The organism is Nocardioides flavescens (assembly GCF_009823805.1).
GTDB classification, from domain to species: Bacteria; Actinomycetota; Actinomycetes; order Propionibacteriales; family Nocardioidaceae; genus Nocardioides; species Nocardioides flavescens.
The window spans coordinates 62,150-87,220 of the sequence record NZ_WUEK01000012.1 but is presented as its reverse complement, the minus strand read 5'-3'; the positions used below and the strand labels follow the sequence as shown (position 1 = coordinate 87,220).

Here is a 25,071-nt window from a genome sequence, read left to right as displayed (position 1 = left end):
GCGGTGCATCACGCTCACTGCGACGCGTCATCGTCCTCGATTGTTGCATCGCCCTGGGCATTCTCCGATTCAGCAGCCGGCTCGACCGCGGCATCCGGGTCCGCTGCCCCCTCGCTCGTCTCGGCCTCCTCCAGCTCCTCGACGACCTTGGCCTCGACGGAGCGGGCGACGACCGCGACGGCGTCCCCGGACTTCGGCGACACGAACTTCACGCCCATCGTCGAACGACCGGTCGGCCGGAAGTTGTCGTTGATCGGGCTGCGCACGACCTGACCGCTCTGGGTGATCGAGAGGACCTCGTCGCCGTCGACCACGATGAACGCACCGACGAGGACGCCGCGGTCCTCGTTGGCCAGGGCCATCGCCTTGATGCCGATGCCGCCGCGCGACTGCAGGCGGTACTCCGAGATGCGGGTCCGCTTGGCGAAGCCGCCGTCGGTGATCGTGAAGACGTACTGCACCTCGACGTCGGCGGAGTCGACGTCCTCGACCGCCGCCGCCTCGGCCCGGATGACCGAGAGCGAGAGCAGCGCGTCGCCGTCGCGGAACTTCATGCCCGTGACCCCGGAGGTCGCCCGTCCCATCGGGCGCAGCTGGGTGTCGTCGGCGCGGAAGCGGATCGCCTGGCCCTTGCGCGAGACGAGCAGGATGTCGTCGTCGCCGTCCACCAGCTCGGCGCCGATCAGCTCGTCGTCGTCCTCGCGGAAGTTGATCGCGATGACGCCGGCCTGGCGCGGGCTGTTGTAGTCGCCGAGGCGGGTCTTCTTGACCAGGCCGTGGCGGGTGGCCAGGACGAGGTACGGCGCCTGCTCGTAGTCGCGGATCGCCAGCACCTGGGCGATCGACTCGTCGGGCTGGAAGGAGAGCAGCCCGGCGACGTGGCCGCCGCGCGCGTCGCGCGAGGCCTCGGGCAGGTTGTAGGCCTTGGTGCGGTAGACCCGCCCGGCCGTGGTGAAGAACAGCAGCCAGTGGTGGTTGGTCGTGGCGATGAAGTGCTCGACCACGTCGTCGCCGCGCAGCGAGGCCCCGCGCACGCCCTTGCCGCCGCGCTTCTGCGAGCGGTACTGGTCGGCGCGGGTGCGCTTGGCGTAGCCACCGCGGGTGATGGAGACGACGAGCTCCTCGTCGGGGATCAGGTCCTCCATCGACAGGTCGCCGTCGGCCGCGATGATCTGGGTGCGGCGGTCGTCGCCGTACTTGTCGACGATCTCGCTCAGCTCGTCGCGCACGATCGAGCGCTGGCGGGCGACGTTGGCGAGGATGTCCTGCAGGTCGGCGATCTCGATCTCGATCGCGGCCAGGTCGTCGATGATCCGCTGGCGCTGCAGCGCGGCGAGCCGGCGCAGCTGCATGTCGAGGATCGCGGTCGCCTGGTCCTCGTCGATGTCGAGCAGCTCGATCAGGCCCTGGCGGGCCTCCTCGACGTCGGGCGAACGCCGGATCAGCGCGATGACCTCGTCGAGGGCGTCGAGCGCCTTGACCAGTCCGCGCAGGATGTGGGCGCGCTTCTCGGCCTCGCGCAGGCGGTACTCGGTGCGCCTGCGGACGACCTCGACCTGGTGCTCGACCCAGTAGGAGATGAACTGGTCGATGGTCAGCGTTCGCGGCACGCCGTCGACCAGGGCCAGCATGTTGGCGGAGAAGTTGGTCTGCAGCTCGGTGTGCTTGAGCAGGTTGTTGAGCACGACCCGAGCGACCGCGTCGCGCTTGAGCACGACGACGAGACGCTGGCCGGTGCGCGAGGAGGTGTCGTCGCGGACGTCGGCGATGCCCTGGACCCGCCCGCTCATGGCGAGGTCGGCGATCTTCTCGGCCAGGTTGTCCGGGTTGACCATGTAGGGCAGCTCGGTGATGACCAGGCAGGTGCGGCCCTTGGAGTCCTCGTCGATCTCGATGACCGCGCGCTGGGTGATCGAGCCGCGACCGGTGCGGTAGGTCTGCTCGATGCCCTGGCGGCCGACGATCAGCGCGGCGTTGGGGAAGTCGGGGCCCTTGATGCGCTCGATGAGCGCGTCCTGCAGCTCCTCGCGGGAGGCGTCGGGGTGCTCGAGGGCGTAGATCGCGCCGTCGGCCACCTCGCGCAGGTTGTGCGGCGGGATGTTGGTGGCCATGCCCACCGCGATGCCGGCGGAGCCGTTGACCAGCAGGTTGGGGAAGCGCGACGGCAGGATCGTCGGCTCCGAGGAGCGGCCGTCGTAGTTGGGCTGGAAGTCGACGGTCTCCTCGTCGATCCCGCGCACCATCTCCATGGCCAGCGGGGCCATCCGGCACTCGGTGTACCGCATCGCGGCCGCCGGGTCGTTGCCCGGCGAGCCGAAGTTGCCCTGGCCGTGGATGAGCGGCGCGCGCATCACCCAGGGCTGGGCGAGGCGGACCAGGGTGTCGTAGATCGCGCTGTCGCCGTGGGGGTGGTACTGGCCCATGACGTCGCCGACGACACGGCTGCACTTGGAGTGACCGCGGTCGGGGCGGTAGCCGCCGTCGTACATCGCGTAGAGGACGCGGCGGTGCACCGGCTTGAGCCCGTCGCGCACGTCGGGCAGGGCGCGGCCCACGATGACGGCCATCGCGTAGTCGATGTAGGCGCGCTCCATCGACGTGCGCAGCTCGACGGGGTCGACGCGGCCACCGGGCGACGGGGGCGTGGGGGTCTCGGTCACGGTGTCTCTCTCTGGCTCTGCCTTGATCTAGGACGGTCTAGCGAGGTCGCTAGAGATGGGTAGACCTAGATGTCGAGGAAGCGGACGTCCTTGGCGTTGCGCTGGATGAACGAGCGGCGCAGCCCGACGTCCTCGCCCATGAGGGTCGAGAAGGTCTCGTCGGCGAGCGCGGCGTTCTCCAGGGTCACCTGGAGGAGCAGACGGTTGTCGGGGTCCATCGTCGTCTCCCACAGCTCGTCGGCGTTCATCTCGCCGAGGCCCTTGTAGCGCTGGACCGGGTTCTCCTTGGGCAGCTTCTTGCCCGCCTCGAGCCCGGCGCGCATGAGCGCGTCACGCTCGGCGTCGGAGTAGACGAACTCGTGCTCGGCCGGCTTGTTCCAGCGCAGGCGGTAGAGCGGCGGCTGGGCCATGTAGACGAAGCCGCCGTCGATCAGCTGCGGCATGAACCGGAACAGCAGCGTCAGCAGGAGCGTGTTGATGTGGTGGCCGTCGACGTCGGCGTCGGCCATCAGCACGACCTTGTGGTAGCGCAGCTTGTCGATGTCGAACTCGTCGTGGATGCCGGTGCCCAGCGCGGAGATGATCGCCTGGACCTCCTGGTTGCCCAGGACCTTGTCGATGCGCGCCTTCTCGACGTTGAGGATCTTGCCGCGGATCGGGAGGATCGCCTGGATGCGCGGGTCGCGACCGGACTTGGCCGAGCCGCCGGCCGAGTCGCCCTCGACGATGAAGACCTCGCACTCCTCCGGGTTGGTCGACTGGCAGTCCGAGAGCTTGCCGGGCAGCCCGCCGCCCGAGCCGAAGCCCTTGCGCGAGCGGGCGAGGTCGCGCGCCTTGCGGGCGGCGATGCGCGCCGAGGCCGCGGCCTGCGACTTGCGCACGATGTCCTTGCCCTCGGCGGGGTTCTGCTCGAGCCAGGCGCCGAGCTGGTCGTTGACGACGCGCTGGGTGAACCCCTTGACCTCGGTGTTGCCGAGCTTGGTCTTGGTCTGGCCCTCGAACTGCGGCTCGCCGAGCTTGACCGAGATGATGGCGGTCAGGCCCTCGCGGATGTCGTCACCGCTGACCCGGTCCTCCTTCTTCTTGATCAGGCCCCACTCCTCGCCCCAGTTGTTGACCAAGGAGGTGAGCGCCGCGCGGAAGCCCTCCTCGTGGGTGCCGCCCTCGTGGGTGTTGATCGTGTTGGCGAAGGTGTGGACCGACTCGGTGAAGGTGGTGTTCCACTGCATCGCCACCTCGAGGCTCATGTCCATGCCGGTGTCGCTGGACGCCTCGGCCTCGAAGGAGATGATCGTCGGGTTGGCCGCCTGCCGGGACCGGTTGAGGTAGGCGACGTAGTCGACCAGACCGCGGTCGTAGCGGAAGACCTGCTCGCTGCCGCCGCCCTCGGCGCGGTGGATCGCCGTGGCGTCGGCCGCGTCGACCTCGTTGTCGACCGTCTCGTCCTGGACGGCGTCGGCGATCGCGGCGGCGTCGGGGCGCTCGTCGCGCACGACGATCTCGAGGCCCTTGTTGAGGAAGGCGTACTCGCGGAAGCGGGTGGTGATCGTCTCGAGGGAGTACGTCGTGGTCTCGAAGATGGTGGGCGAGGCCCAGTAGGTCACGGTCGTGCCCGTGCCCTCGTCGGGCTCGAGGTCGCGCACCTTGGCCAGGGGGGCGTCGGGCTCGCCGAGCTGGAAGGTCTGCCTCCACAGGGCGCCGCGGTTCTTCACCTCGAGGACGAGGTGGTCGGAGAGCGCGTTGACCACCGAGACGCCGACGCCGTGCAGGCCGCCGGAGACCTTGTAGCCGCCGCCGCCGAACTTCCCGCCGGCGTGCAGCTGGGTCAGCGCGATGGTCGCGGCCGGCAGCTCCTGGCCCGGTGCGGTGTCGGTGGGGATGCCGCGACCGTTGTCCTCGACGCGGATCGCGCCGTCCTCGGTCAGCGTCACCACGATGCGGTCGCAGTAGCCCGCGAGCGCCTCGTCGACCGCGTTGTCCACGATCTCCCAGATCAGGTGGTGCAGGCCGCGCTCGCCGGTGGAGCCGATGTACATGCCCGGTCGCTTGCGGACCGCCTCGAGCCCCTCGAGCACCTGGATCGCGCTCGCGTCGTAGGCGACGCCGTTGGGGGGCTCCGGCTGGTTCTGCTGGGACACGGGGCGACCCCTATCTCACGCACGCAGGCGCGGCTCTTCACATGGCGACGGGCCGCCCGAGTTCGGCGACGGCCCGAGCGTCATGATAGCCCGTCACGGGCCTCAGGGCACGCAACTGTCCGGCGCCCGGGGGTCCTCGGCCGGGTGAGAAGGCCCCTCAGCGGCCTCAGGGCCGTGACGAGAGCGCCGCGCAGGGGTCGACCCGTGTCCCCACATGCACGTCCGGCCCCGGAGACGCTCTGGAGTGCGTGGTGGGTGCGTCAGCCGTAGGTGTCGCGCGGTCCGCGGCTGTCGCGGGTCCGCCGACGCCCGCCCACCCCGCGCGGCAGGTGCGGGCCGACGATGTCGATGAGGGTCACGGTGCCGTGACCGAGCTCCTCGTTGAGCCGGCGCACCAGCGCCGGGGCGAGCAGCTTGAGCTGGGTCGCCCAGGCCGTCGAGTCGGTGCGCACCGTCAGCTTGCCGTCGGTGAACGCCTCCGGCGTGCAGTGCGCCCCGACCTCCTCGCCGACCAGCTCGGGCCAGCGGGCGAAGACGCCGCGCACCCGCAGCTCGAGCTCCCAGCCGCGCTCGGCGACCAGGCGCTCGAGCTGCGAGCCGAGCAGCTGGGGGTCGCGCTGGTCGGGGTGGCTGCCCGAGACCTGGCTGTCGGTGCGACGTCGCGGGCCTCCGGTGCGCCGGCGCCTGACCCCCTTGGGCATCGAGCCGGCCGCCGCCCGCGCGGCCGCGCGCGCCAGGTCCAGACCGTCGTCCTGGTGGACGGCCTCCGCTTCCACCTGAGACTGGGGCTCGGGCTCCTGCTCCTCACCCACCTGAGTCACCCACCTGAGTCACCTCACCGCCGGCCACGGTGAACCGCGCTCCGGTGAGCGCGGCCGGCACGTCCTCGGGCACCGCGGCGGTCACCAGCACCTGCTCGGCGCCGGCGACGAGCTCGGCGAGCTGGGCCCGCCGCTCGCTGTCGAGCTCGGCGAAGACGTCGTCCAGGATGAGGATCGGGTCGTCGCCGTCGGCGCGCAGCAGGTCGTAGGACGCGAGCTTGAGCGCGAGCGCGAACGACCACGACTCCCCGTGAGACGCGTAGCCCTTCACCGGGAGCCGCGAGGTCGGGTCGCCGCTGGGGTCTCCTCCGTGACCGAGCCACAGCAGCAGCTCGTCGCGGTGTGGCCCCACGAGCGAGATGCCGCGGTCCAGCTCGTCCTTGCGGCGGGCCTCCAGCTCGGTCAGCAGCGCCTCGCGGAGCTCCTCGGGGCCGACGCCCGGCGGGGCCGCGACGCTTGAGCGGTACTCCACCGCGGCGTCGTCGCGGCTCGCGCCGCGCGCCACGGTCGCGTACGCCGTGCCGACGTACGGGCCCAGCGCCTCGACGAGCTCGAGCCGTGCGGCGAGCAGCTCGGCCCCGTGGTGGGCGAGCTGGTCGTCCCAGACCGCCAGGGTGGCCAGCGCCCCGTCGCGGGCCGAGCCGCGGGCGAGCCCGGCGGTCTTGAGCAGCGAGTTGCGCTGCTTGAGGACGCGGTCGTAGTCGGCGCGGGTGCCGGCCAGGCGCGGGGTGCGCAGCACCAGCAGGTCGTCGAGGAAGCGACGGCGGTCGGACGGGTCGCCCTTGACCAGGGTCAGGTCCTCGGGCGAGAAGACGACCGTGCGCACCAGGCCGACGAGGTCGCGGGTCCGGGGCAGGGTCGAGCGGTTGATGCGGGCCCGGTTGGCGCGCCCGGGGTTGAGCTCGACCTCGAGCACCGCCTGGCGCCCGTCCTTGACGACCGCGGCGCGCACCACCGCCTGAGGCGCACCGGCTCGTACGAGCGGCGCGTCGGTGGCCACCCGGTGCGACTGCAGCCGCGAGAGGTAGTCGATCGCCTCGACCAGGTTGGTCTTGCCCTGGCCGTTGCGCCCGACGAACGCCGTCACCCCGGGACCGAGCGCGACCTCGGCGGTCGCGTAGGACCGGAAGTCGTGCAGGCTCAGGTGGGCGACGTGCACCGTGCTCCCGGGCTGGTCGTCAGGCTGGTTCTCAGGCGGGGTTGTCCGGGCCGACGTCGCCGCCGGCCGGGGCCTCGGTGTGGGTCGCGTGCCCACCGAACTGGTTGCGCATCGCGGCGATCGCCTTCATCGCCGGGCTGTCGTCCTGGCGCGAGGTGAACCGGGCGAAGAGGGAGGCGGCGATGACGTGCATCGGCACGGCGTTGTCGATCGCGGCCTCGACGGTCCAGCGGCCCTCACCGGAGTCGTCGGCGTAGCCCGCGATCTTGTCGAGGTGGGTGTCCTCCTCGAGCGCGGCGACCAGCAGGTCGAGCAGCCACGAGCGGATGACGGTGCCGGCCCGCCAGGAGTCGAACACCTCGGTGACGTTGTCGACGAGGTCGACGGCCTCGAGCAGCTCCCAGCCCTCGGCGTAGGCCTGCATCATGGCGTACTCGATGCCGTTGTGGACCATCTTGGCGAAGTGGCCGGCGCCGGGCTTCTTGCCCGCGTGGACGAAGCCGGAGTCGCCCTCGGGACGCAGCGCGTCGAAGGCCGGCTGCACCTTGGCGACGTCCTCGTCGGAGCCGCCGCACATCAGCGCGTATCCGTTCTGCAGTCCCCAGACCCCGCCCGAGACACCGCAGTCGACGAAGCCGACGCCCTGCTGGGCGAGCAGCTCGGCGTTGATCGCGTCGTCGGTGTACTTGGAGTTGCCGCCGTCGACGACGAGGTCGCCCTCACCCAGCAGGTCGGCCAGCTCCTTGATCGTCGCGCGGGTCGGGTCGCCCGCGGGGACCATGACCCACACGACCTTCGGGCCGCCGTCGGGGCCGGGCAGCGCCTCGACCATCTCGGCCAGGCTGCCGACGTCGGCGAGGTCCGGGTTGCGGTCGTAGCCGACGACGGTGAGGCCGGCGTTGCGCATCCGGGTGCGCATGTTGCCGCCCATCTTGCCCAGGCCGACGAGTCCGATGTGCATGGGAGTCCTCCGAGGTGAGCTGGGGGTGTGGGTCGTGGTTCCGCGAAGAGGTACCCCGGCGCGGGACGGATCCGTCAGGACAGCAGGCGGCGCGGCATCAGCAGGTAGCGGAACGCCGCGTCGTCGCTCTCGCGAGCCTGCTCGCCCTCCGCCTCGGCGGGAGCGGCGCTGATGACGACGGGCTTCGAGGCCTGGGTGAAGGCGAGCTCGACCTTGTCGCCGTCGATGGCGGTCAGCCCGTCGAGCAGGAACGTCGGGTTGAAGCCGGTCGTGATCGGCTCGCCGGTGATGTCGGCCTCGATCGCCTCCGAGGCCTGGGCCTCGTCGCCGGAGCCGGCGTCGAGGGTGAGCTGACCGTCGCCGAAGGCGAGCTGGACGGCGGTGTTGCGCTCGGCGACCAGGGACACGCGGCGCACGGACTCGATGAGGGCCTGCTTGCTGACGGTCGCCACCGTCTGGTGCTCGCTCGGGAACAGGCTGCGGACCTTGGGGAACTCGCCGTCGAGGAGGCGGGTCGTCGTGCGACGCGTGCCGCCGGCGGCCGCGCCCTCGAAGCCGATGATGCCCTCGCCGCTGCCCGAGGTGGAGAGCGCGATGGTGACCTCGCTGCCGCTCGTGAGCGACTTCGCGGTGTCGCCCAGGACCTTCGCCGGCACCAGGGCCGCGACGGTGTCGTCAGGGGAGCGGGGGTCCCAGCCCAGCTCGCGGTGCGACAGCCGGAACCGGTCGGTGGCCAGGAGCGAGATGGTCGACCCGTCGATCTCGAGTCGTACGCCGGTCAGCACCGGGAGCATGTCGTCGCGGCCGGCCGCGGTCACGGCCTGCGCCACGGCGTGGGCGAACGCCTCGCTCGAGACGGTCCCGGTGGCCGCGGGCATCGAGGGCAGGCTCGGGTAGTCCTCGACCGGCATGGTCTGCAGGCTGAAGCGCGCGGAGCCGCAGGTCAGCGAGACCCGGGCGCCGTCGAGCACCATCTCGACGGGCTTGCTCGGCAGGCTGCGGCAGATGTCGGCCAGCAGTCGTCCGCTGACCAGCGCCCGGCCCTCGTCGGCGACGTCGGCCTGGAGGGTCGCCCGGGCCGAGGTCTCGTAGTCGAACGTCGAGAGCACGAGTCCTTCGTGGCTGGCCTCGACGAGGAGGCCGGCGAGGACAGGGACGCTGGGACGCACGGGCAGGCTGCGGGCGGCCCAGGCGACGGCATCCGCGAGCACGTCGCGGTCGACGCGGAACTTCACGATGTGGGTCCTTCGCAGCAGGGGACGACAGGGCGGACGGCGGTGACCGACTCTCGGCGAATCCTGCCACGGGCGGTGTGGTTCCACAGGACGGGCACGTGTCGGAGTTCCACCGATGATCGGACTGCGTAGAGATGGTCAGTAGTCATAGGCACGGTGGAATCTGTGGAGGAACACCATCGGCGCAGGTCGCGCGGTGCAATCGCTCTCCACACCGGCTGTGGACGACGGCCCCTCGACCCGGGCCGGGCTGTGCACTCGGCGTCCCCTCCACACCGGCGGACGCGTGGTCTCCGCAGATCCTCCCCGTGTAGTTCGCACCGGGCGCGGCGATCTGTCCACAGGCTGTGGAGCGAATCCCACCGGTGTGGTTCAGGCCTGTCGGGCCTGGACCTTGACCCGGCTCGTGAGCTCGCTGACCTGGTTGAAGACCGCGCGGCGCTCGGCGAGCAGCTGGTTGATCTTGCGGTCGGCGTACATCACCGTCGTGTGGTCGCGGTTGCCGAACTGGGCGCCGATCTTGGGCAGCGACAGGCCGGTCAGCTCGCGGCACAGGTACATCGCTATCTGGCGGGCCATCACCAGGTGGCGTCCTCGGCTGGGGCCGGTGAGCTCCTCGATCGAGACGCCGAAGTAGGCCGCGGTCTGGGCGATGATCAGGCCCGCGGTGATCTCGGGCTCGCCGCCCTCGGGGATCAGGTCCTTCAGCACGATCTCGGCCAGGGTCATGTCGACCTCCTGGCGGTTGAGGTTGGCGAACGCCGTCACCCGGATGAGCGCACCCTCGAGCTCGCGGATGTTGGTCTGGATCTTGGAGGCGATGAACTCCAGCACGTCCGGCGGCGCGGTGAGCCGGTCCATCGCGGCCTTCTTGCGCAGGATCGCGATGCGCGTCTCGAGGTCGGGCGGCTGGACGTCGGTGATCAGGCCCCACTCGAACCGGTTGCGCAGCCGGTCCTCCAACGCCTCGAGCCGCTTGGGCGGACGGTCCGAGGTGAGCACGATCTGCTTGTTGGCGTTGTGGAGGGTGTTGAAGGTGTGGAAGAACTCCTCCTGGGTCTGGGTCTTGCCCTCGAGGAACTGGATGTCGTCGATCAGCAGCACGTCGACGTCGCGGTAGCGCCGCTTGAAGCGGTCCTGCTTGTCGTCGCGGATCGCGTTGATGAACTCGTTGGTGAACTCCTCGCTCGAGACGTAGCGCACCTTGGCGCCGGTGTAGAGCGAGCGGACGTAGTGGCCGATGGCGTGCAGCAGGTGGGTCTTGCCCAGACCGGACTCGCCGTAGACGAGGAGGGGGTTGTAGGCCTTGCCCGGCGCCTCGGCCACGGCGACGGCGGCCGCGTGGGGGAACCGGTTGGACGAGCCGATGACGAAGGTCTCGAAGGTGTACTTCGGGTTGAGCCGGGTCTCGAGGGCACTCGGACGGTGGGCGTCGGCCTGACGGTCGCCCAGCGCCGGACCCGCGTGACCGGAGGGCGCCGAAACACTCGCCTCCGTGCTGTTCGGCGCGGGCGGTCGGTGCATCGGCGTGACGGTGGCGAGGTGCCCGTCGTCGGCGCTGCCACTGCCCTCGCTGTCCGAGCCCGCATCTGTCGACGTGTCGACAAATCGATCTGTCGATGTGTCGACGTCGCCCGTCGCAGCCGAGCCGACCGCAGTGAGCGGGCCGCTCGAGGCGCTCTCGCCCGCGGGCTCGGCGGACGGGTGGGCCAGCGCGGCGTTGATCGTCGTACCGAGCCGGATGGGGCGCTGGTAGACCTCGCTGAGCGCGCTCTCGAGCTGGGGGCGCAGCCGGCCCTCGACCTGGCCCCGGGTGAAGTCGTCGGGCACGGCGACGATCGCCATGTCGTCGTGGACGGTGACGGGGTCGCAGGCTGCGAGCCAGGCGCGCTGGCTCGGCTGCACGTGCTCGAGCACCGAGCGCCAGGCCTCGCCGAGGTCGGGGTGGGTGTGGTCCACGAGGTGGTTCGCCTCTCCCTGCAGTGTTCGGTGCCCGGGGTGCCGGGCTCGTCCCAGAGGCGTCGACGGTGGCGGCCCCCGGGTTCTCTCCACAGAGTTGTCCACAACCTGTGCATCACGCACCGGACCTGTTCCCCCCGCACGCGCGCGAGAGGCCGTCCGCGGCGCGGGACGCCGGCGGCGGGCGGACCTCGGCGGTCCGGGTGGCTCTGGTGCGAGGTGCGGTCGGGGGTGGCGGACGACCTCGGAGAGGTGCGAACGTAACCCCTCGCAGACGGCCCGCACAAGACGTTCTCCACAGGCTCGGGACGAGGTGGGGGACCGGGGCGGCTGGTTGTCCACAGGGGTGCTCTGTGGTGGTTTGACCCTGCACTCAGCCTCCGCGTACCGTTGATCGGTCAGCGGCTGCCGTCGTGCTGCCCGGATGGTGCTCATCACCCGCGCCGACCAGCTGACTTCCCCTGACCTGACCGATCCACCGGAAGAGACGTTCTCGTGAGCAAGCGGACCTACCAGCCGAACAACCGTCGCCGCCACAAGGTGCACGGCTTCCGCCTGCGGATGCGTACCCGCGCCGGCCGCGCCATCCTGTCGGCGCGTCGTCGCAAGGGCCGCAAGAGCCTCGCGGTCTGAGCGGGCCGCGGCACTCGTCGCGTGCTCGCCGCCGACCACCGCCTGCGTGACAGCTCGGCCTTCCGACGCACCGTGCGGTCGGGGCGTCGGGCCGGGTCGCGCGCCGTGGTCGTGCACCTGCTTGGCCCGGGTGAGGGCACTGCCCCCGCCCGGGTCGGCTTCGTCGTGAGCAAGGCCGTCGGCGACGCGGTGACGCGCAACCGAGTCAAGCGCCGGCTGCGACACCTCGTGCGAGAGCAGCTGTCGGCGGTGCCGGCCGGCTGCGAGGTCGTCGTCCGCGCCCTCCCGGCGAGCGCGGCGCTGTCGAGCGCGGAACTCCGCGAGGAGCTCGGCCGTTGTCTGGAGCGGACTCTGACCCGGGGGGCGACGCGGTGAAGCACGTGCTGATCGCGCTGCTGCGCGCCTACCGCTTCGCCATCAGCCCGCTCTACGGCGAGGTGTGCCGCTACCACCCCAGCTGTTCGGCGTACGCCCTCGGTGCCGTGCAGGAGCACGGCAGCCTCCGCGGCAGCTGGCTCGCCGTGCGCCGTCTGGCACGCTGCCACCCCTGGGCCGCCGGTGGCTACGACCCCGTGCCGCCCGCGCCCGCCCGTGCGTCCGAGCGAGAGCCGGCCACCCCCCAGCAGCCGGTCGCGCCCGTCGCGACCGACACCCGCGTCGCGTCCAGCCACGTCGACGCCGTCCAACGAGGGAGAGCCTGAGCTCCGTGACACCTTTGTTCCTGGGTCCTATCGGTGACGCCTTCAACGTCATCCTCACCCCGCTCTACTACGCGGTGTCCGGGGTGCTGCTCGCCTGGCACTGGATCTTCAGCCACCTCGGCCTCGACCCCGAGGGCGGCGCCTCCTGGGCCCTGTCCATCATCGGTCTGACGCTCGTCATCCGGGCCGCGCTGATCCCGCTGTTCGTGCGTCAGATCAAGGCGAGCCGCAACATGCAGCTGATGCAGCCCAAGGTCAAGGAGCTGCAGAAGAAGTACGGCCACGACCGGGAGCGTCTCGCGCAGGAGACGATGAAGCTCTACAAGGACGCAGGCACCAACCCGTTCGCCTCCTGCCTGCCGATCCTGCTGCAGATGCCGATCTTCTTCTCGCTGTTCCGGTTGATCGACGAGGCCTCGGACGGCATCAGCCACGGTTTCCTCAGCGAGGAGAAGGCGCGCCACTTCGGTGACGCCATGCTGTTCGGCAAGTTCGAGATCTCGGCGTCGTTCACCCAGTCCGGCGGCAGCACCGCGGTGCAGGTGCTCGCGGCGTTCCTCGTGGTCGCGATGACGGCCACGACCTTCACGACCCAGCGCCAGCTCATGTCGAAGAACATGCCCCCGAGCGCGCTCAGCGGGCCGTACGCCCAGCAGCAGAAGATGCTGCTCTACATCCTCCCGGTGGTCTTCGCCGTGGGCGGCATCGCGTTCCCGATCGGTGTGCTCCTGTACTGGACGACGTCGAACCTGTGGACGATGGGCCAGCAGTTCTACGTCATCCGCAACAACCCGGCACCGGGCACGGACGCCGAGAAGGCCAAGATCGAGCGCGACCGTCGTCGCGCGGAGGCCAAGGGGCTGCCGGACCCGACGCTGCCGGCCGTCGGTGAGGGCACCGACACCGCGGTCGAGACCGAGCGACGTCCGCAGCAGCGGCAGCAGCCGAAGCGCCAGCCGAAGAGCCAGCGCTCCAGCCAGTCCCCCAGCAAGTCACCCAGCCAGAACGGGCAGCGCGGCCAGCGCAACCCGGCCAAGAAGAAGAACGGGAACAAGCGGTGAGCGAGCAGACCGACCAGACGCCGGACAACGCCGTCGACGAGACGCAGGCGACGATCGACAGCGTGGTCGCCTCGGAGTCGAGCGCGACCAACGACGCGCCTGCGGGCGCCGCCGCTGCCGACACGGGTTCGCGGGTGGAGCAGCTCGAGAACGAGGGCGAGATCGCGGCCGACTACCTCGAGGAGCTCCTGGACATCGCGGACCTCGACGGCGACCTGGACATGGACGTCGAGGGCGACCGCGCCGCCGTGTCGATCGTCGGTGCGGACCTCTCCCAGCTCGTCGGGCGCGACGGCGAGGTGCTCGAGGCCCTGCAGGAGCTGACGCGGCTCGCCGTCTACCGCGAGACCGGTGAGCGCTCGCGGCTGATGCTCGACATCTCCGGCCACCGCGCCGACCGCCGCACCAAGCTGGAGAAGCTCGCTGAGGAGACCGTGGCTCGCGTGCAGGAGTCGGGCGAGCGCGTCTCTCTGGAGCCGATGTCGCCGTTCGAGCGCAAGGTGGTGCACGACGCGGTGGCTGCAGCTGGGCTCACCTCGGAGTCGGAGGGTGTCGAACCCCGCCGCTACGTCGTCGTGGTGCCTGCGTGACGGAGCTCGCGCTGTCATGAGCGATGTTTCACGTGAAACGCCCCTCGCGCCGGAGTCGGCGCGGGGGGCGTTCCCGTCTGACCGGTGGCCCCTCATCGAGCGGTTCGTCGAGTTGCTCGCGACGGACGGGGTGGTCCGCGGGCTGATCGGTCCTCGTGAGGCGCCGCGCCTGTGGGAGCGACACGTCCTGAACTGCGCGGCCGTCGCCGAGGCGGTGCCGTCCGGGGCGACGGTCGCCGATCTCGGCTCGGGTGCCGGACTGCCCGGCCTGGTGCTGGCGATCGCGCGACCCGACCTCAGCGTGACGGTCGTCGAGCCGCTGCTGCGCCGGACCACCTTCCTCGACGAGGTCGTCGCTGACGTGGGTCTGGACAACGTCGTCGTCCGACGCGGACGCGCGGAGGAGCTGCACGGGTCCGAGAGGTTCGACGTCGTGACGGCCCGTGCTCTTGCGCCGTTGGGCCGCCTCCTCGGGTGGGGTCTGCCGCTGGTCGCACCGGGGGGCGCGCTGCTCGCCATGAAGGGCAGCTCGGCGGCGGACGAGATCGCGGCCGCGGAGAAGACACTGCGGGCCTGGCGTTGTGGGGCGCCTGAGATCCTCACCGTCACGGCCGGCGACGGGGTCTCCACAGCGACCCTGGTCCGAGTGGCTCCCACGTCTGGGCGTCGTTAGGCTGACTCGTCGGCGCGGGAGGTGTTGTGAGTTGTCCACCGACCAGACCGGGCCTCTGAGCGTGGCTCTCCACAGGAACTGGGGGTCTGTCCACAGCCGCACGCCCCTCGCACGACCGCAGAACGCAAGGAATGCAGGCATGTTTCACGTGAAACACCGAGTCGAGCGTCAGAGCGCGGCTCCCACCACGGCGAAGAGGGCGAACCCATGATGTCGGTGCCGAAGGCGAGCGACTACGGCGACGCCGCCCAGTCGCTGGCCGACCCGTACGGCGACGAGCCCACACCCCTGGCGAAGGCCGCGGAGCACATGCTCCTCGCGCGTCAGGGCGCGAAGATGCGGCCCGCGATCGAGCGACCGTCGGCCACCCGCATCCTGGTCGTCGCGAACCAGAAGGGCGGCGTCGGCAAGACCACGTCGACGGTCAACATGGCCGCGGCGCTGGCCCAGCTGGGGCAGCGCGTGCTGGTGATCGACCTCGATCCGCAGGGCAACGCCTCCACGGCCCTCAGCATCGAGCACCACCGAGGCACGCCGTCGAGCTACGACCTGCTGGTCGAGGGTGAGCCGCTCTCTGCGGTCCTCTCTCCTTGCCCCGACATCGAGCTGCTGTCGGTCGTGCCGGCCACGATCGACCTGGCCGGTGCCGAGATCGAGCTCGTCAGCGTCGTGGCCCGTGAGCAGAGGCTCCAGAAGGCGCTGCGCGCTGACCCGCGGATCAGTGACCAGCCGGTCTCGGACGCGGGCGAGGAGCGGTTCGACTACGTCTTCATCGACTGCCCGCCGTCGCTCGGCCTGCTCACGCTCAACGCGCTGGTCGCGGGGCGGGAGATGATGGTGCCGATCCAGGCGGAGTACTACGCGCTCGAAGGGCTCGGCCAGCTCCTCGCCACCGTCGACATGGTCAAGGCGCACCTCAACCCGGAGCTCGCCATCTCGGCGTTCCTCATCACGATGTACGACGGCCGCACCCGGCTGGCCGCCAGTGTGGCCGAGGAGGTGCGAGAGCACTTCGGTCCGCAGGTGCTGCGCACCAACATCCCGCGGTCGGTACGCGTCTCCGAGGCGCCGTCGTACAGCCAGACGGTCATGACCTACGACCCTGGCTCCCCCGGCGCGATGGGCTACCTCGAGGCGGCCAAGGAGCTCGCGTCGAAGGGGCCGGGAACGAAGGGGGCGGACACGTGAGCGGCACCCGAGCGCAGAAGCGCGGGCTGGGGCGCGGCCTCGGCTCCCTGATCCCCTCGGCTCCGCCCGAGCAGGAGACGCCACCGGCGCCCGCGGTCCCCGACGCCGCTCAGCCCGTCGTCGAGCCGAGCGTCGCCTCGAGCGAGTCGCTCGCGCCCGTCGCCGGTGCGAGCTTCGCCGAGCTCCCGATCGGCCAGATCGTCCCCAACGCCGTGCAGCCGCGCCAGGTCTTCGACGAGGACGCGCTCGCGGAGCTGGTGCACTCGATCCGTGAGGTGGGACTGCTCCAGCCCATCGTCGTACGTCGGTCCGGACCGGAGCGCTACGAGCTCATCATGGGCGAGCGGCGCTGGCGGGCCAGCCAGGAGGCCGGGCTCGAGGCGATCCCCGCGATCATCCGCGACACCGACGACACCGACATGCTCCGGGACGCGCTCCTGGAGAACCTCCACCGCGCTCAGCTCAACCCGCTCGAGGAGGCGTCGGCCTACGCCCAGCTGCTGGAGGACTTCGGCTGCACCCACGACGAGCTGGCGCAGCGGATCGGTCGCTCCCGACCGCAGATCAGCAACACCCTCCGGCTGCTGCGTCTCAGCCCTGCCGTCCAGCGCCGGGTCGCCGCTGGGGTCCTGTCCGCCGGCCACGCCCGCTCGCTGCTCGCCGTCGAGGATCCCGCGCTCCAGGACCGCCTCGCGCAACGCGTGATCGCCGAGGGGATCAGCGTGCGCGGCCTGGAGGAGATCGTCGCGGTCGGCGACACGGGCGCGGAGCCGACGCGGCGGGTGCAGCGCACCCGGCCGACCGCGCCCGGGCTCGTCGAGATCGCGGACCGGCTCTCCGATCGGCTCGAGACCCGGGTCAAGGTCGACCTGGGTCGCAGCAAGGGCAAGATAACCGTCGAGTTCGCCAGCCTGGAGGACCTCCAGCGCATCATCGACGTGATGGATCCGCGCAACCGGACGGACCGGCCGATCTGAGGCCACGCCCTCTGACCTGCGGAAACAGCCAGGTGGCGTTTTGTCGACAAAGAGACAGGTCGACGTGACGACAGATCGACCTCAGTCGCGGGCAGCGCGCCGAGCGGCTCGGGCGGCCTTCTCCTCGGCGTCGAGACGCTCGGCCTCCTCCGGGGTCGGAGCGCCGCCGCCGAACCGCGCCGGGAGCCACCACGAGCCCGGGGGCTGCTCGTCGGCGGGATAGGCGGCGACGGCTGCGTCGAGCATCGACGCCATCGTGCGGCGCAGCGCGCCGGTCTCGGCCACCGGGTCCTCGCCCGTGGGGAGCATCGGCTCACCGACCGACAGCGTGATGGTCTTGCCGCGCGAGAAGTCCTTGGGGTGGTCCTTGGTCATCATGCGCTGGGTCCCCCAGAGGACCACCGGCACCAGGGGCACACCCGCCTCCGCGGCGATGCGGACCGCGCCGGTCTTGAACTCCTTCAGCTCGAAGGAGCGCGAGATCGTCGCCTCGGGGAAGATCCCGACCGCCTCACCGGCCTGCAGCAGCCGACCGGCGTGCTGCAGCGAGGACTCCCCAGCGTCACGGTCGACCGGGACGTGGTGCAGCGAGCGCATGAGCGGCCCGACCCAGGCATGGTCGAACAGCTCCCGCTTGGCCATGAAGCGCACCTTGCGGCCCGACGGGTTGGCCGCGAGCCCGCCGTAGACGAAGTCGACGTAGCCGATGTGGTTGACCGCGAGCAGGACGCCACCCGTGCGCGGGACGTGGTGTGCCCCGTCGATGCGGATGCGCTGGCCCAGCAGTCGGAAGCCCAGCTTGGCCGCGACGATGATCGGGGGATAGGTCAGGTCGCGCACGTCGGCTCCAGGTGTCGGGCTGGCTGGCTCAGCTGAGGTCGCTGCTGGGCGCGTCGTAACCGCGCGGCCCCAGCTCGCGATCCGGAGCGTAGCTGTCGAACGTCGCCCGCAGCTCGAGCTCCGCCTCGACGACACCGGCGAGCCGACGTACACCCTCACGGATGCGCTCCGGCGTCGGGTAGCAGAACGACAGTCGCATCGAGCTCGCCCCGAAGCCGTCGGCGAAGAACGCCGTGCCGGGCACGTAGGCCACCCGGGCGGTGACCGCCCGCGGGAGCATCGCCTTGGCGTCGACACCCGGAGGAAGGGTCAGCCAGACGTAGAAGCCGCCGTCGGGGACGTTCCAACGACACGCCGCCGGCATCAGGTCGGCCAGGGCGTCGACCATCGCGTCCCGGCGCTCGCGGTACATCTCACGGAACTGCTTGATCTGGCCCTGCCAGTCGTGGGCCGCGAGGTAGGCCGAGATGGCCATCTGGGAGAACTGCGGCGGGCAGAGCGTCGCGGACTCCTGCGCCAGGACCAGCTTCTCGCGGACCGTGTGCGGTGCGAGAGCCCAGCCGACCCGGAACCCGGGGGCGAAGGTCTTGGAGAACGAGCCGAGGTAGATCACGCGCTCGGCCTCGTCGGCCCGCAGCGCCCGCAGCGGCTCGCGGTCGAAGCCGAGCAGACCGTAGGGGTTGTCCTCGAGGATGAGGATGTCCTCGGCCCGGCAGATGTCGAGGATCTCGGCGCGGCGCTCTGCGCTCAGGGTCACGCCGGCCGGGTTGTGGAAGTTGGGGATCGTGTAGAGGAACTTGATGGTGCGACCCGACGCGCGCACCGAGGCGATGGCCTGACGCAGCGCCGCCGGCACCAGGCCGTCGGCGTCCATCTCGGCGTGCACGACGTCGCACTGGTAGGCCTTGAACACGCCCAGCGCACCGACGTACGACGGGGCCTCGCAGATGACGACGTCGCCCGGGTCGCAGAAGACCCGGGTCACGAGGTCGACCGCCTGCTGGGAGCCGACCGTGACCACCACGTCGTCGGGGTGCGCCTCGATGCCCTCGAGGCGCATCACCTCGGTGATCTGCTCGCGAAGCTCGGGGACGCCCTGCCCGGAGCCGTACTGCATCGCCGTAGCCCCGTGCTGGGTCACCAGGTCGCCGATGGCGCCGGCGACCACGTCGAGGGGGAGGCCGGAGATGTTCGGCATGCCGCCGGCGAGCGAGACCACCTCGGGTCGCGACGCCACGGCGAACAGAGCTCGGATCTCGGAGGCCGTCATGCCCGCGGTGCGGGCGGCGTAGCGGTCGACGTAGGGGTCGAGGCGCGGCTGCGAACGGACTGGCTGGCTCTCCATGATCTGACCAGTGTGAACGATCCAGGCGCCGGTGTGCACGTCAGACCTACGATCGAGACGTGTCACGCAAGGTGGTCCGTCTCACGCTGGACCACCTCGCCGCGCTCGACGGCCCGTGCCGCGCCTGCCTGTTCTGGCAGCTGGACCCCGTGACCCGCGGCCGCGTGGCTCCGCACGACGCCCCCGCGGAGAAGGAGGCCTGGGTCTCCGAGGTGCTGCGCGAGTGGGGCTCGTGCGGTCGCGTGGTGCTCGTGGACGACGTACCGGTCGGCTTCTCGCTCTACGCCCCTGCGGCGCTGCTCCCGGGCTCACAGGCGTTCGCGACGGCCCCGGTCTCGCCCGACGCGGTGCTGCTGACCCACGTGTGGGTCGCTCCGGAGCAGCGGGGCGGGGGGCTGGGCCGGATGCTCGTCCAGGGGACGGCGCGAGACCTGATCAAGCGGGGCGGCGTACGCGCGGTCGAAGCGTTCGGCGACACGCGCGGCACCGGACGCCGCGGGGCGTGCGTGGTGCCGGCCGACTTCCTGTCGGGGGTCGGGTTCCGCACCCAGCGGGCACACCCGACGAATCCGCGCATGCGGATGGAGCTGCGCAGCGCGCTGTCGCTGCGCGACGAGGTCGAGGCCGCGCTGGACCGGATCGTCGGCGTCGTGCGCCCGGCGGCCGCGCGCCCGACCCGGGCGACGCGGGGCGATGCGGTCTGAGTGGTTTCGAGACAGGACTTCGTCCTTCCTCAACCACCGTCACCACGGTGGTTGAGGAGCTCGTGCAACGACCGTCTCGAAACCACTCAGGCGTCGCTCACGCGATGAACGCGTCGAGCTCCTTGAGCAGCGCGGCCTTGGGCTTGGCACCGACGATGGACTTCACGACCTCGCCACCCTGGTAGACGTTGATCGTCGGGATGCCGGTCACGCGGTAGGACGACGGCGTGACGGGGTTCTCGTCGACGTTCATCTTGAGGAACGTGATCTTGTCGCCGTGGGCGGACGCGATCTCGTCGAGGATCGGGGCGACCTGCTTGCACGGGCCGCACCACTCGGCCCAGAAGTCGACCAGGACGGGCTTGTCGGACTTGAGGACCTGCGCGTCGAACTCGGCGTCGGTCACGGACTCGATCTGGGACACCAGGGTCACCTTTCACCAATGGAGTCGGCCCAGGACCGGGCCGACGAGCTGGAAGCCTGATGAGTGAACAGGCCTGCGCCCGCGATTGTTCCGCGGGGTGGGTGAGTACGACGACTCATGGCGCCGCCCGCGTCGGCGGTCACGCTGGACGGGTGCTGCGTCTCCCCGCCCAGGTCCTGGTCCGCTCGGTCGCCCTCACGGCCGTCTCGCTCGCCTTCCAGCAGGGCTGGGTCACCGCCAGCGACGACCCCGTGGGTCAGGGGCTGACGGCCCTCGCGGCTCTGGTCGCGATCGCGGCAGCGTGGGGAGCGGTCGACGGGTGGCGCCACACGGCCTCGGCCGTCGTCGTCCCCTGGCTCCTCACCGGGGTGGTGGTGGCGGGAGCGTCGTCGTTCACGGTCCAGCTGGGCCACGGGTTCGACCTCGCGATCGCGCTGAGCGACCTGGCGACCGGCCTGCCGTTCCTCACGGGCCTCGTCGCCGTGCCGGGGATCACGGCCGGGGCGGTGGTCTCACTGGTGAGGCCGCCCCGACCGGCCGGAGTCAGCTGAGCGCTTCGGCGTCGGCCCGCTCGCGGGCCTGCTCGGCGGTGTCGGCGAGGCCGAGGTCGAGCTCGGAGAGGAACCGCTCCGCGTCGAGGGCGGCCGAGCAGCCGGTGCCGGCCGCGGTGATCGCCTGGCGGTAGTGGTGGTCGACCAGGTCGCCGGCCGCGAACACACCCGGCAGGTTGGTCTCGGTGGAGGGGTGGCTGACCAGCACGTAGCCGTTGTCGTCGAGGTCGACCTGGCCGGTCAGCAGCTCCGAGCGCGGGTCGTGACCGATGGCGATGAAGAGCCCGGTGGCGTCCATCGGTCGGGTCTCGCCGGTCACGGTGTCCTTGAGGGTCAGCGACTCGAGGCGGTCGGTGCCGTTGATGGACTCGACGGTGGAGTTCCAGACGATCTCGAGCTTGGGGTCGCTGAACGCGCGCTCCTGCATGATCTTGGAGGCCCGCAGCTCGTCACGGCGCACGATGAGCGACACCTTCGAGCCGAAGCGGGTCAGGAACGTCGCCTCCTCGACCGCCGAGTCGCCGCCGCCGACGACCGCGATGTGCTGGTCGCGGAAGAAGAAGCCGTCGCAGGTCGCGCACCACGAGACACCGCGCCCGGAGAACTCGTCCTCGCCGGGCAGACCGAGGCGGCGGTAGCCCGAGCCCATCGCCAGGATCACCGCGCGGGCGGTGTAGGTGTCGGTGGCGGTCTTGACGACCTTGAGCTCACCGGTGAGGTCGACCTCGGCGACGTCGTCGGGGATCAGCTCGGCGCCGAAGCGCTCGGCCTGGGCGCGCATCTCGTCCATCAGGGCCGGGCCCATGATGCCGTCGCGGAACCCGGGGAAGTTCTCGACCTCGGTGGTGTTCATGAGCGCGCCGCCAGCGGTCACCGAGCCCTCGAAGACGAGGGGCTGGAGGCTCGCGCGAGCGGCGTACACCGCGGCGGTGTAGCCACTCGGGCCGGAGCCGATGACGATGACGTTGCGGGGCTGCGTCTCGGGCGCTGACATGGGCCGGACATCTCCTCAGGTGGTCGGTGTCTCTGCAACCGATCGTAGGTGAGAGATGTTCCCAGCTGGCCGGGACCGCTGACCCGGACGGCGGACGGCGTCAGGGGGCGTCGAGGTCGACGCTCCGCAGCGTCTCGCCCGTGGCGCAGTCCACGACGTCGACGAGCCGCTCGCCGTCGTCGCCCGCGGTGAGCGACACGACCGCCGGCGCGCCGTCGACGTACGCCGGCAGGAGGCGACCGGCGGTGCTCGGCGGGTCGGTGCAGGTGAACCCCGGGGCCTCGGAGCGCAGCTCGTCGGCGCTCGCGGACGGTGCGGCCTCGCCCGGGTCGGGGAAGTCGGCACCGGGGACGGGCAGCAGGGCGGCGCGCAGCTCCTCGGCGAGGCCGGCCGACGTCAGCTGCAGCGGCAGCGCGGGCGCTGCCTCGGGCGCGGCGAGGGAGGAGTCCCCGAGGCTGGAGCCTCCGCCGGACGAGTCGGCCGCAGATCCGCCGGAGTCCGCGCCGGCGCGGTCCGGGTCGGTCCGCTCGGACAGCGAGGCGCTGCTGTCGGAGCTGCCGGAGCTGCCGGGGAGGACCTGGCCGATGCCGACGCCCGCGACCACCACGGCTGCGGCGGCCAGCAGCAGGCGGGTGGCGTTGCGGCGGCGTCGACGGCTGGCGAGGTCGTCTCGGTCCTCGCGGGACAGCGAGGCGAGGACGTCGTCGAGCCGGGCGGCGACGTCGTCGGGGATCGGGTCGCGGTGGCGCGCGGCCGCGAGCTCGCGGCGTACGGCCGACTCCTGCTCGGCGTCGAGCGGGGAGTCGGGGGACTCGCTCACGGGAGGCGCGCCTCCTCTCAGGGGCCGGTCTCGGGGGTCGGTGCTGGTGGTCGGGCGGGCTGGGCGTCAGTCGGTGCCGTGCGGTGGCGCGCGCGGGCCGCCCACGTCTCGGACGGGCGCGGGGACGTCGTGGTTCCGGGGCGCGGCGTGGTCCTGCTCACCCGGCGCGCGGAGCACCCCGAGCAGCGGGGCGAGCCGGGCCCGACCCCGTGAGCACCGCGACTTAACGGTGCCCACCGCGCAGTCGAGCATGACCGCGACCTCGGCGACCGGGTAGCCCTCCATGTCGACGAGCACCAGCGCCGCACGCTGGTCGGGCGGCAGCTGCGCGAGGGCGTCGAGCACGACGCGGCGGCGCTCGTCGGAGACGGCGAGGTCGGCCGGGTCGCTCGTGTCGGGGGAGGCCGTGGCCTTGGAGCCGCGGTCGCCCCAGTCGTCGAGGTCGTCGGGCAGGGGCTCGGCGCGCCGCACCTTGGCGGCACGGAGCCGGTCGAGACAGGCGTTGACCACGACCCGGTGCAGCCAGGTGGTCACGGCGGACTCGCCCCGGAAGGACCCGGCGCGGCGGTAGGCCGCGATCATGCCGTCCTGGAGCCCGTCGGCGGCGTCCTCCGGGTTGCCCGTCGTGCGCAGTGCGACCGCCCACAGCCGGTCGCGGTGGCGTCGGAAGAGGACGCCGAAGGCGTCGGGGTCGCCGTCGACGTGGGCGCTCAGGAGCTCGGCGTCGGAGCGCTCGGCCACGCTCATCCGCGCACGCTCATCCCCGCACCACGGCGTCCACCATTTCACCCCGGAAGCCGCCGTCGGCCGCGGGGAGGCTGGTGAGCCAGACCAGGACGTAGCGCCCGGTCGCGGCCTCGGGGAGCGAGATGCGCCCGGCCGCCGCGCCCCCGGACCGGCCGACCTGGCCGGTCGCCGCCGGGGTCAGTCCGTCGACGGTGGTGGGGGCGGTGTCCAGCACGTAGACCGAGACGCCCGTGCGCCCCACGACGCTGAGGTCGACCTGTCGCACGTCGCGGCTCTCGCCCAGGTCGAGCACGACCCCGACGCCGTCCTTCAGCCCGGCCGCGCCGAACTGCTGGTAGTAGGTCAGCGTCGTCCACGAGGTGTCGGGATCACCGTCGACGACGTTGCCGACGTCCTCCGGGCGCTCGGAGCCGTCGTCGCCCTCGGGGTCGAAGTCGGTCGCCGTCACCCCGGTGTACGCGGTGAGGGCGGGTGCGGACGCCGACGCGCTCGGCGTCGCGCTGGGGGTGCTGTCGCCGTCGCGCGGCTCGGTGCCGAGCGGGGTGCGGCCACGGCCGAGGTTGAAGGCGATGGCGACCGCGACCACGAGGAGCAGCGCGATGGCGACCAGGGCGGCCAGGCGCAGCCAGGAGCGCCCCGGGACGTGGTCGTCGGTCTCGGACGGGTCCTCGGCGAGCGGGCCGTGCGGGGGCTGCTCGCGGTCGAAGGGCCAGTACTCGTCGCCGCGGGCGACCACGGGACCGAGGTCCGCGCTCGGGTGGCGCGGGCGGCGCGGCTCGGAGGCGAACAGCGGACGCTCGGGGGGCTCCTCGAACGGCGGCGGGGGCGGTGGCTTCTGCTCGCGGGCGCGCAGCCACGACACCTCGTCGTTCTCGTCGTCGAAGATCGGCAGACCGGCCTCGGTGGGGCGCTCCGGCTGCGGCTCCGGCACGGGCACGGGCTCCGGCGCGGGCTCCGGCGTCGGCTCGGGCTCGGGCGGCGGCTGCCAGTCGTCGGGGTGCGGGCGCAGCGGGATGTCGGGGACGGCGGGCAGGGTGACCGTCTCGTGGCGCTCGGGGTTGCCGGCGGCGATCGCCTCGCCGAGTCCGGTCGGGTCGCCGACGAACTGCGCCAGCACCGTCGCGACGCCGCGGGCGCTGCCGGGGTCGCGCGGCTCGCGCTGGCGCTGGCCGCGCGGGTTGAGCAGCTCGTCGCACAGGTCGTCGAGGGCGCGCGGCACCCCGGCGCGCACCTGGCGGGGTCGCAGGACCCGGCCGCTGCTCTCCGGTGCCCGGGGTACGTCGGACGGCGAGACCCCGGCCCACCGGCCGGTCAGCGTGGCGTGGAGCAGGCCGGCGAGGTCGACGACGTCGGCGTGGGGGTCGCCCTGCGGGAGACCGTGCAGCGCGGCGTCGACGCAGAAGCCGATGATGCGCACCGAGCCGGCCTGGTCGAGCAGGACGTTCTCGGGCGAGAGCAGACCGTGGGCGATGCCGTGGGCGTGGGCCGTGGCGACCGAGTCGGCGACCTCCCCGACGAGCCAGGCGCCCCGGCGCGGCGAGAGCGGGCCGTTGCTGGCCAGCATGATGTCGAGCGAGGTGCCCTGGCCCCACTCGTTGACCACGAAGCAGTAGTCGCCGACCCGCTCGGCGTCCAGCACCCGCAGGATCCGCTGGTCGAGCACGGTGGCCGAGCGCCGCGCCGCCGCGAGCAGGCCGTCGGCGCGGGGGTCGTCGGCCGCGATGACGTGCAGCGCGACGTGGCGCTCGAGCACCCGGTCGTGCGCTCGCCAGAACCGTCCGCCGCCGCTCTCGCTCAGGAGGTCGACGAGCCGGTAGCGCTCGGCGAGGACGTCGCCCGCCCGCGTGGCCTGCGGCATGTGGTGACGAGCCTCCCTCCGACGCTCGGGGC

The 25,071-nt window shown here is 71.8% G+C and carries 24 protein-coding genes; 10 read left to right on the top strand and 14 right to left on the bottom strand.

The window, feature by feature from the left end; all coding sequences use genetic code 11:
• Positions 1-14: 14 nt before the first annotated feature.
• From gyrA to dnaA, 7 genes are all read right to left on the bottom strand, one after another.
• Positions 15-2,660, bottom strand: coding sequence for a DNA gyrase subunit A (gene gyrA / locus GRQ65_RS17705; protein ID WP_160879324.1), 2,646 nt, complete (start codon positions 2,658-2,660; stop codon positions 15-17).
• Between the two features lie 65 nt (positions 2,661-2,725).
• Positions 2,726-4,798 (bottom strand): DNA gyrase subunit B, encoded by a 2,073-nt coding sequence (locus tag GRQ65_RS17700; RefSeq protein WP_160879323.1) that lies wholly within the window; start codon positions 4,796-4,798, stop codon positions 2,726-2,728.
• Between the two features lie 260 nt (positions 4,799-5,058).
• Positions 5,059-5,610, bottom strand: coding sequence for a DciA family protein (locus tag GRQ65_RS17695; RefSeq protein ID WP_337191836.1), 552 nt, complete (start codon positions 5,608-5,610; stop codon positions 5,059-5,061).
• The gene (gene recF / locus GRQ65_RS17690) at positions 5,603-6,778 is read right to left on the bottom strand and encodes a DNA replication/repair protein RecF (protein WP_160879322.1); all 1,176 of its coding nucleotides are present in this window, start codon (positions 6,776-6,778) and stop codon (positions 5,603-5,605) included. The genes GRQ65_RS17695 and recF overlap by 8 nt, the downstream gene beginning before the upstream one ends.
• Positions 6,779-6,809: 31 nt before the next feature.
• Positions 6,810-7,739 (bottom strand): phosphogluconate dehydrogenase (NAD(+)-dependent, decarboxylating), encoded by a 930-nt coding sequence (gnd, locus tag GRQ65_RS17685; protein WP_160879321.1) that lies wholly within the window; start codon positions 7,737-7,739, stop codon positions 6,810-6,812.
• Between the two features lie 74 nt (positions 7,740-7,813).
• Positions 7,814-8,974 carry a DNA polymerase III subunit beta gene (gene dnaN / locus GRQ65_RS17680; RefSeq protein WP_160879320.1) on the bottom strand — a complete coding sequence of 387 codons (1,161 nt, stop codon included), beginning with the start codon at positions 8,972-8,974 and terminating at the stop codon, positions 7,814-7,816.
• 372 nt (positions 8,975-9,346) lie between these two features.
• Complete coding sequence (gene dnaA / locus GRQ65_RS17675; RefSeq protein WP_439331870.1) at positions 9,347-10,891, bottom strand: chromosomal replication initiator protein DnaA; 1,545 nt, start codon at positions 10,889-10,891, stop codon at positions 9,347-9,349.
• Between the two features lie 537 nt (positions 10,892-11,428).
• Between dnaA and rpmH the strand changes: the two genes are divergently transcribed.
• The 8 genes from rpmH (at position 11,429) to GRQ65_RS17635 (ending at position 16,756) form a co-directional block, all read left to right on the top strand.
• Entirely contained in the window at positions 11,429-11,566 is a 138-nt protein-coding gene (gene rpmH / locus GRQ65_RS17670) for a 50S ribosomal protein L34 (protein WP_114780495.1), read from the top strand.
• 21 nt (positions 11,567-11,587) lie between these two features.
• Positions 11,588-11,941 (top strand): ribonuclease P protein component, encoded by a 354-nt coding sequence (gene rnpA, locus GRQ65_RS17665; protein ID WP_160879318.1) that lies wholly within the window; start codon positions 11,588-11,590, stop codon positions 11,939-11,941.
• A complete protein-coding gene (gene yidD / locus GRQ65_RS17660) occupies positions 11,938-12,267 on the top strand; it encodes a membrane protein insertion efficiency factor YidD (RefSeq protein ID WP_160879317.1) in 330 nt (109 codons plus the stop codon). The genes rnpA and yidD overlap by 4 nt, the downstream gene beginning before the upstream one ends.
• A gap of 5 nt (positions 12,268-12,272) precedes the next feature.
• Positions 12,273-13,328 carry a membrane protein insertase YidC gene (yidC, locus tag GRQ65_RS17655; protein WP_337191835.1) on the top strand — a complete coding sequence of 352 codons (1,056 nt, stop codon included), beginning with the start codon at positions 12,273-12,275 and terminating at the stop codon, positions 13,326-13,328.
• Positions 13,325-13,918, top strand: a complete 594-nt coding sequence (locus tag GRQ65_RS17650) for a Jag family protein (protein ID WP_439331869.1) — start codon at positions 13,325-13,327, stop codon at positions 13,916-13,918. Before yidC ends, GRQ65_RS17650 begins: the two co-directional genes overlap by 4 nt.
• Positions 13,919-13,934: 16 nt before the next feature.
• Positions 13,935-14,591, top strand: a complete 657-nt coding sequence (rsmG, locus tag GRQ65_RS17645) for a 16S rRNA (guanine(527)-N(7))-methyltransferase RsmG (RefSeq protein ID WP_160879316.1) — start codon at positions 13,935-13,937, stop codon at positions 14,589-14,591.
• A 207-nt stretch (positions 14,592-14,798) separates the two neighbouring features.
• Complete coding sequence (locus tag GRQ65_RS17640) at positions 14,799-15,779, top strand: ParA family protein (RefSeq protein ID WP_202388296.1); 981 nt, start codon at positions 14,799-14,801, stop codon at positions 15,777-15,779.
• Positions 15,776-16,756 (top strand): ParB/RepB/Spo0J family partition protein, encoded by a 981-nt coding sequence (locus GRQ65_RS17635; RefSeq protein ID WP_160879315.1) that lies wholly within the window; start codon positions 15,776-15,778, stop codon positions 16,754-16,756. Before GRQ65_RS17640 ends, GRQ65_RS17635 begins: the two co-directional genes overlap by 4 nt.
• A gap of 81 nt (positions 16,757-16,837) precedes the next feature.
• Here GRQ65_RS17635 and GRQ65_RS17630 read toward each other — a convergent pair whose 3' ends face one another.
• Both GRQ65_RS17630 and GRQ65_RS17625 read right to left on the bottom strand, forming a co-directional pair.
• Complete coding sequence (locus GRQ65_RS17630) at positions 16,838-17,596, bottom strand: 1-acyl-sn-glycerol-3-phosphate acyltransferase (RefSeq protein ID WP_160879314.1); 759 nt, start codon at positions 17,594-17,596, stop codon at positions 16,838-16,840.
• 28 nt (positions 17,597-17,624) lie between these two features.
• Positions 17,625-18,941, bottom strand: coding sequence for an aminotransferase-like domain-containing protein (locus tag GRQ65_RS17625; protein WP_160879313.1), 1,317 nt, complete (start codon positions 18,939-18,941; stop codon positions 17,625-17,627).
• Between the two features lie 59 nt (positions 18,942-19,000).
• On the opposite strand from GRQ65_RS17625, the gene GRQ65_RS17620 reads away from it, so the two are divergent.
• Positions 19,001-19,645, top strand: coding sequence for a GNAT family N-acetyltransferase (locus tag GRQ65_RS17620; RefSeq protein WP_160879312.1), 645 nt, complete (start codon positions 19,001-19,003; stop codon positions 19,643-19,645).
• Between the two features lie 97 nt (positions 19,646-19,742).
• On the opposite strand, the gene trxA is transcribed toward GRQ65_RS17620, so the two are convergent.
• Positions 19,743-20,069, bottom strand: a complete 327-nt coding sequence (trxA, locus tag GRQ65_RS17615; protein ID WP_337191834.1) for a thioredoxin — start codon at positions 20,067-20,069, stop codon at positions 19,743-19,745.
• Between the two features lie 152 nt (positions 20,070-20,221).
• Here trxA and GRQ65_RS17610 point away from each other — a divergent pair, with 152 nt between their 5' ends.
• Positions 20,222-20,620 (top strand): hypothetical protein, encoded by a 399-nt coding sequence (locus GRQ65_RS17610; RefSeq protein WP_160879311.1) that lies wholly within the window; start codon positions 20,222-20,224, stop codon positions 20,618-20,620.
• On the opposite strand, the gene trxB is transcribed toward GRQ65_RS17610, so the two are convergent.
• The 4 genes from trxB to GRQ65_RS17590 form a co-directional block, all read right to left on the bottom strand.
• Entirely contained in the window at positions 20,613-21,614 is a 1,002-nt protein-coding gene (gene trxB, locus GRQ65_RS17605) for a thioredoxin-disulfide reductase (RefSeq protein ID WP_160879310.1), read from the bottom strand. The genes GRQ65_RS17610 and trxB overlap by 8 nt on opposite strands.
• Before the next feature lie 100 nt (positions 21,615-21,714).
• Positions 21,715-22,434: a hypothetical protein gene (locus GRQ65_RS17600; RefSeq protein ID WP_160879309.1), complete on the bottom strand. Its 720-nt coding sequence runs from the start codon at positions 22,432-22,434 to the stop codon at positions 21,715-21,717.
• 66 nt (positions 22,435-22,500) lie between these two features.
• A complete protein-coding gene (gene sigM / locus GRQ65_RS17595; RefSeq protein WP_160879308.1) occupies positions 22,501-23,181 on the bottom strand; it encodes an RNA polymerase sigma factor SigM in 681 nt (226 codons plus the stop codon).
• A gap of 10 nt (positions 23,182-23,191) precedes the next feature.
• On the bottom strand, positions 23,192-25,039 hold the full coding sequence (locus GRQ65_RS17590; RefSeq protein ID WP_160879307.1) for a protein kinase family protein: 1,848 nt from the start codon (positions 25,037-25,039) through the stop codon (positions 23,192-23,194).
• Positions 25,040-25,071: the final 32 nt, after the last annotated feature.

What these genes read in the sequence shown, in the direction of transcription:
- trxB (WP_160879310.1), bottom strand. Translation starts at nt 21,614, where the DNA reads ATGTCAGCGCCCGAGACGCAGCCCCGCAACGTCATCGTCATCGGCTCC.
- GRQ65_RS17590 (WP_160879307.1), bottom strand. Translation starts at nt 25,039, where the DNA reads ATGCCGCAGGCCACGCGGGCGGGCGACGTCCTCGCCGAGCGCTACCGG.
- GRQ65_RS17640 (WP_202388296.1), top strand. Translation starts at nt 14,799, where the DNA reads ATGATGTCGGTGCCGAAGGCGAGCGACTACGGCGACGCCGCCCAGTCG.
- gnd (WP_160879321.1), bottom strand. Translation starts at nt 7,739, where the DNA reads ATGCACATCGGACTCGTCGGCCTGGGCAAGATGGGCGGCAACATGCGC.
- GRQ65_RS17625 (WP_160879313.1), bottom strand. Translation starts at nt 18,941, where the DNA reads ATGGAGAGCCAGCCAGTCCGTTCGCAGCCGCGCCTCGACCCCTACGTC.
- rsmG (WP_160879316.1), top strand. Translation starts at nt 13,935, where the DNA reads ATGAGCGATGTTTCACGTGAAACGCCCCTCGCGCCGGAGTCGGCGCGG.
- sigM (WP_160879308.1), bottom strand. Translation starts at nt 23,181, where the DNA reads ATGAGCGTGGCCGAGCGCTCCGACGCCGAGCTCCTGAGCGCCCACGTC.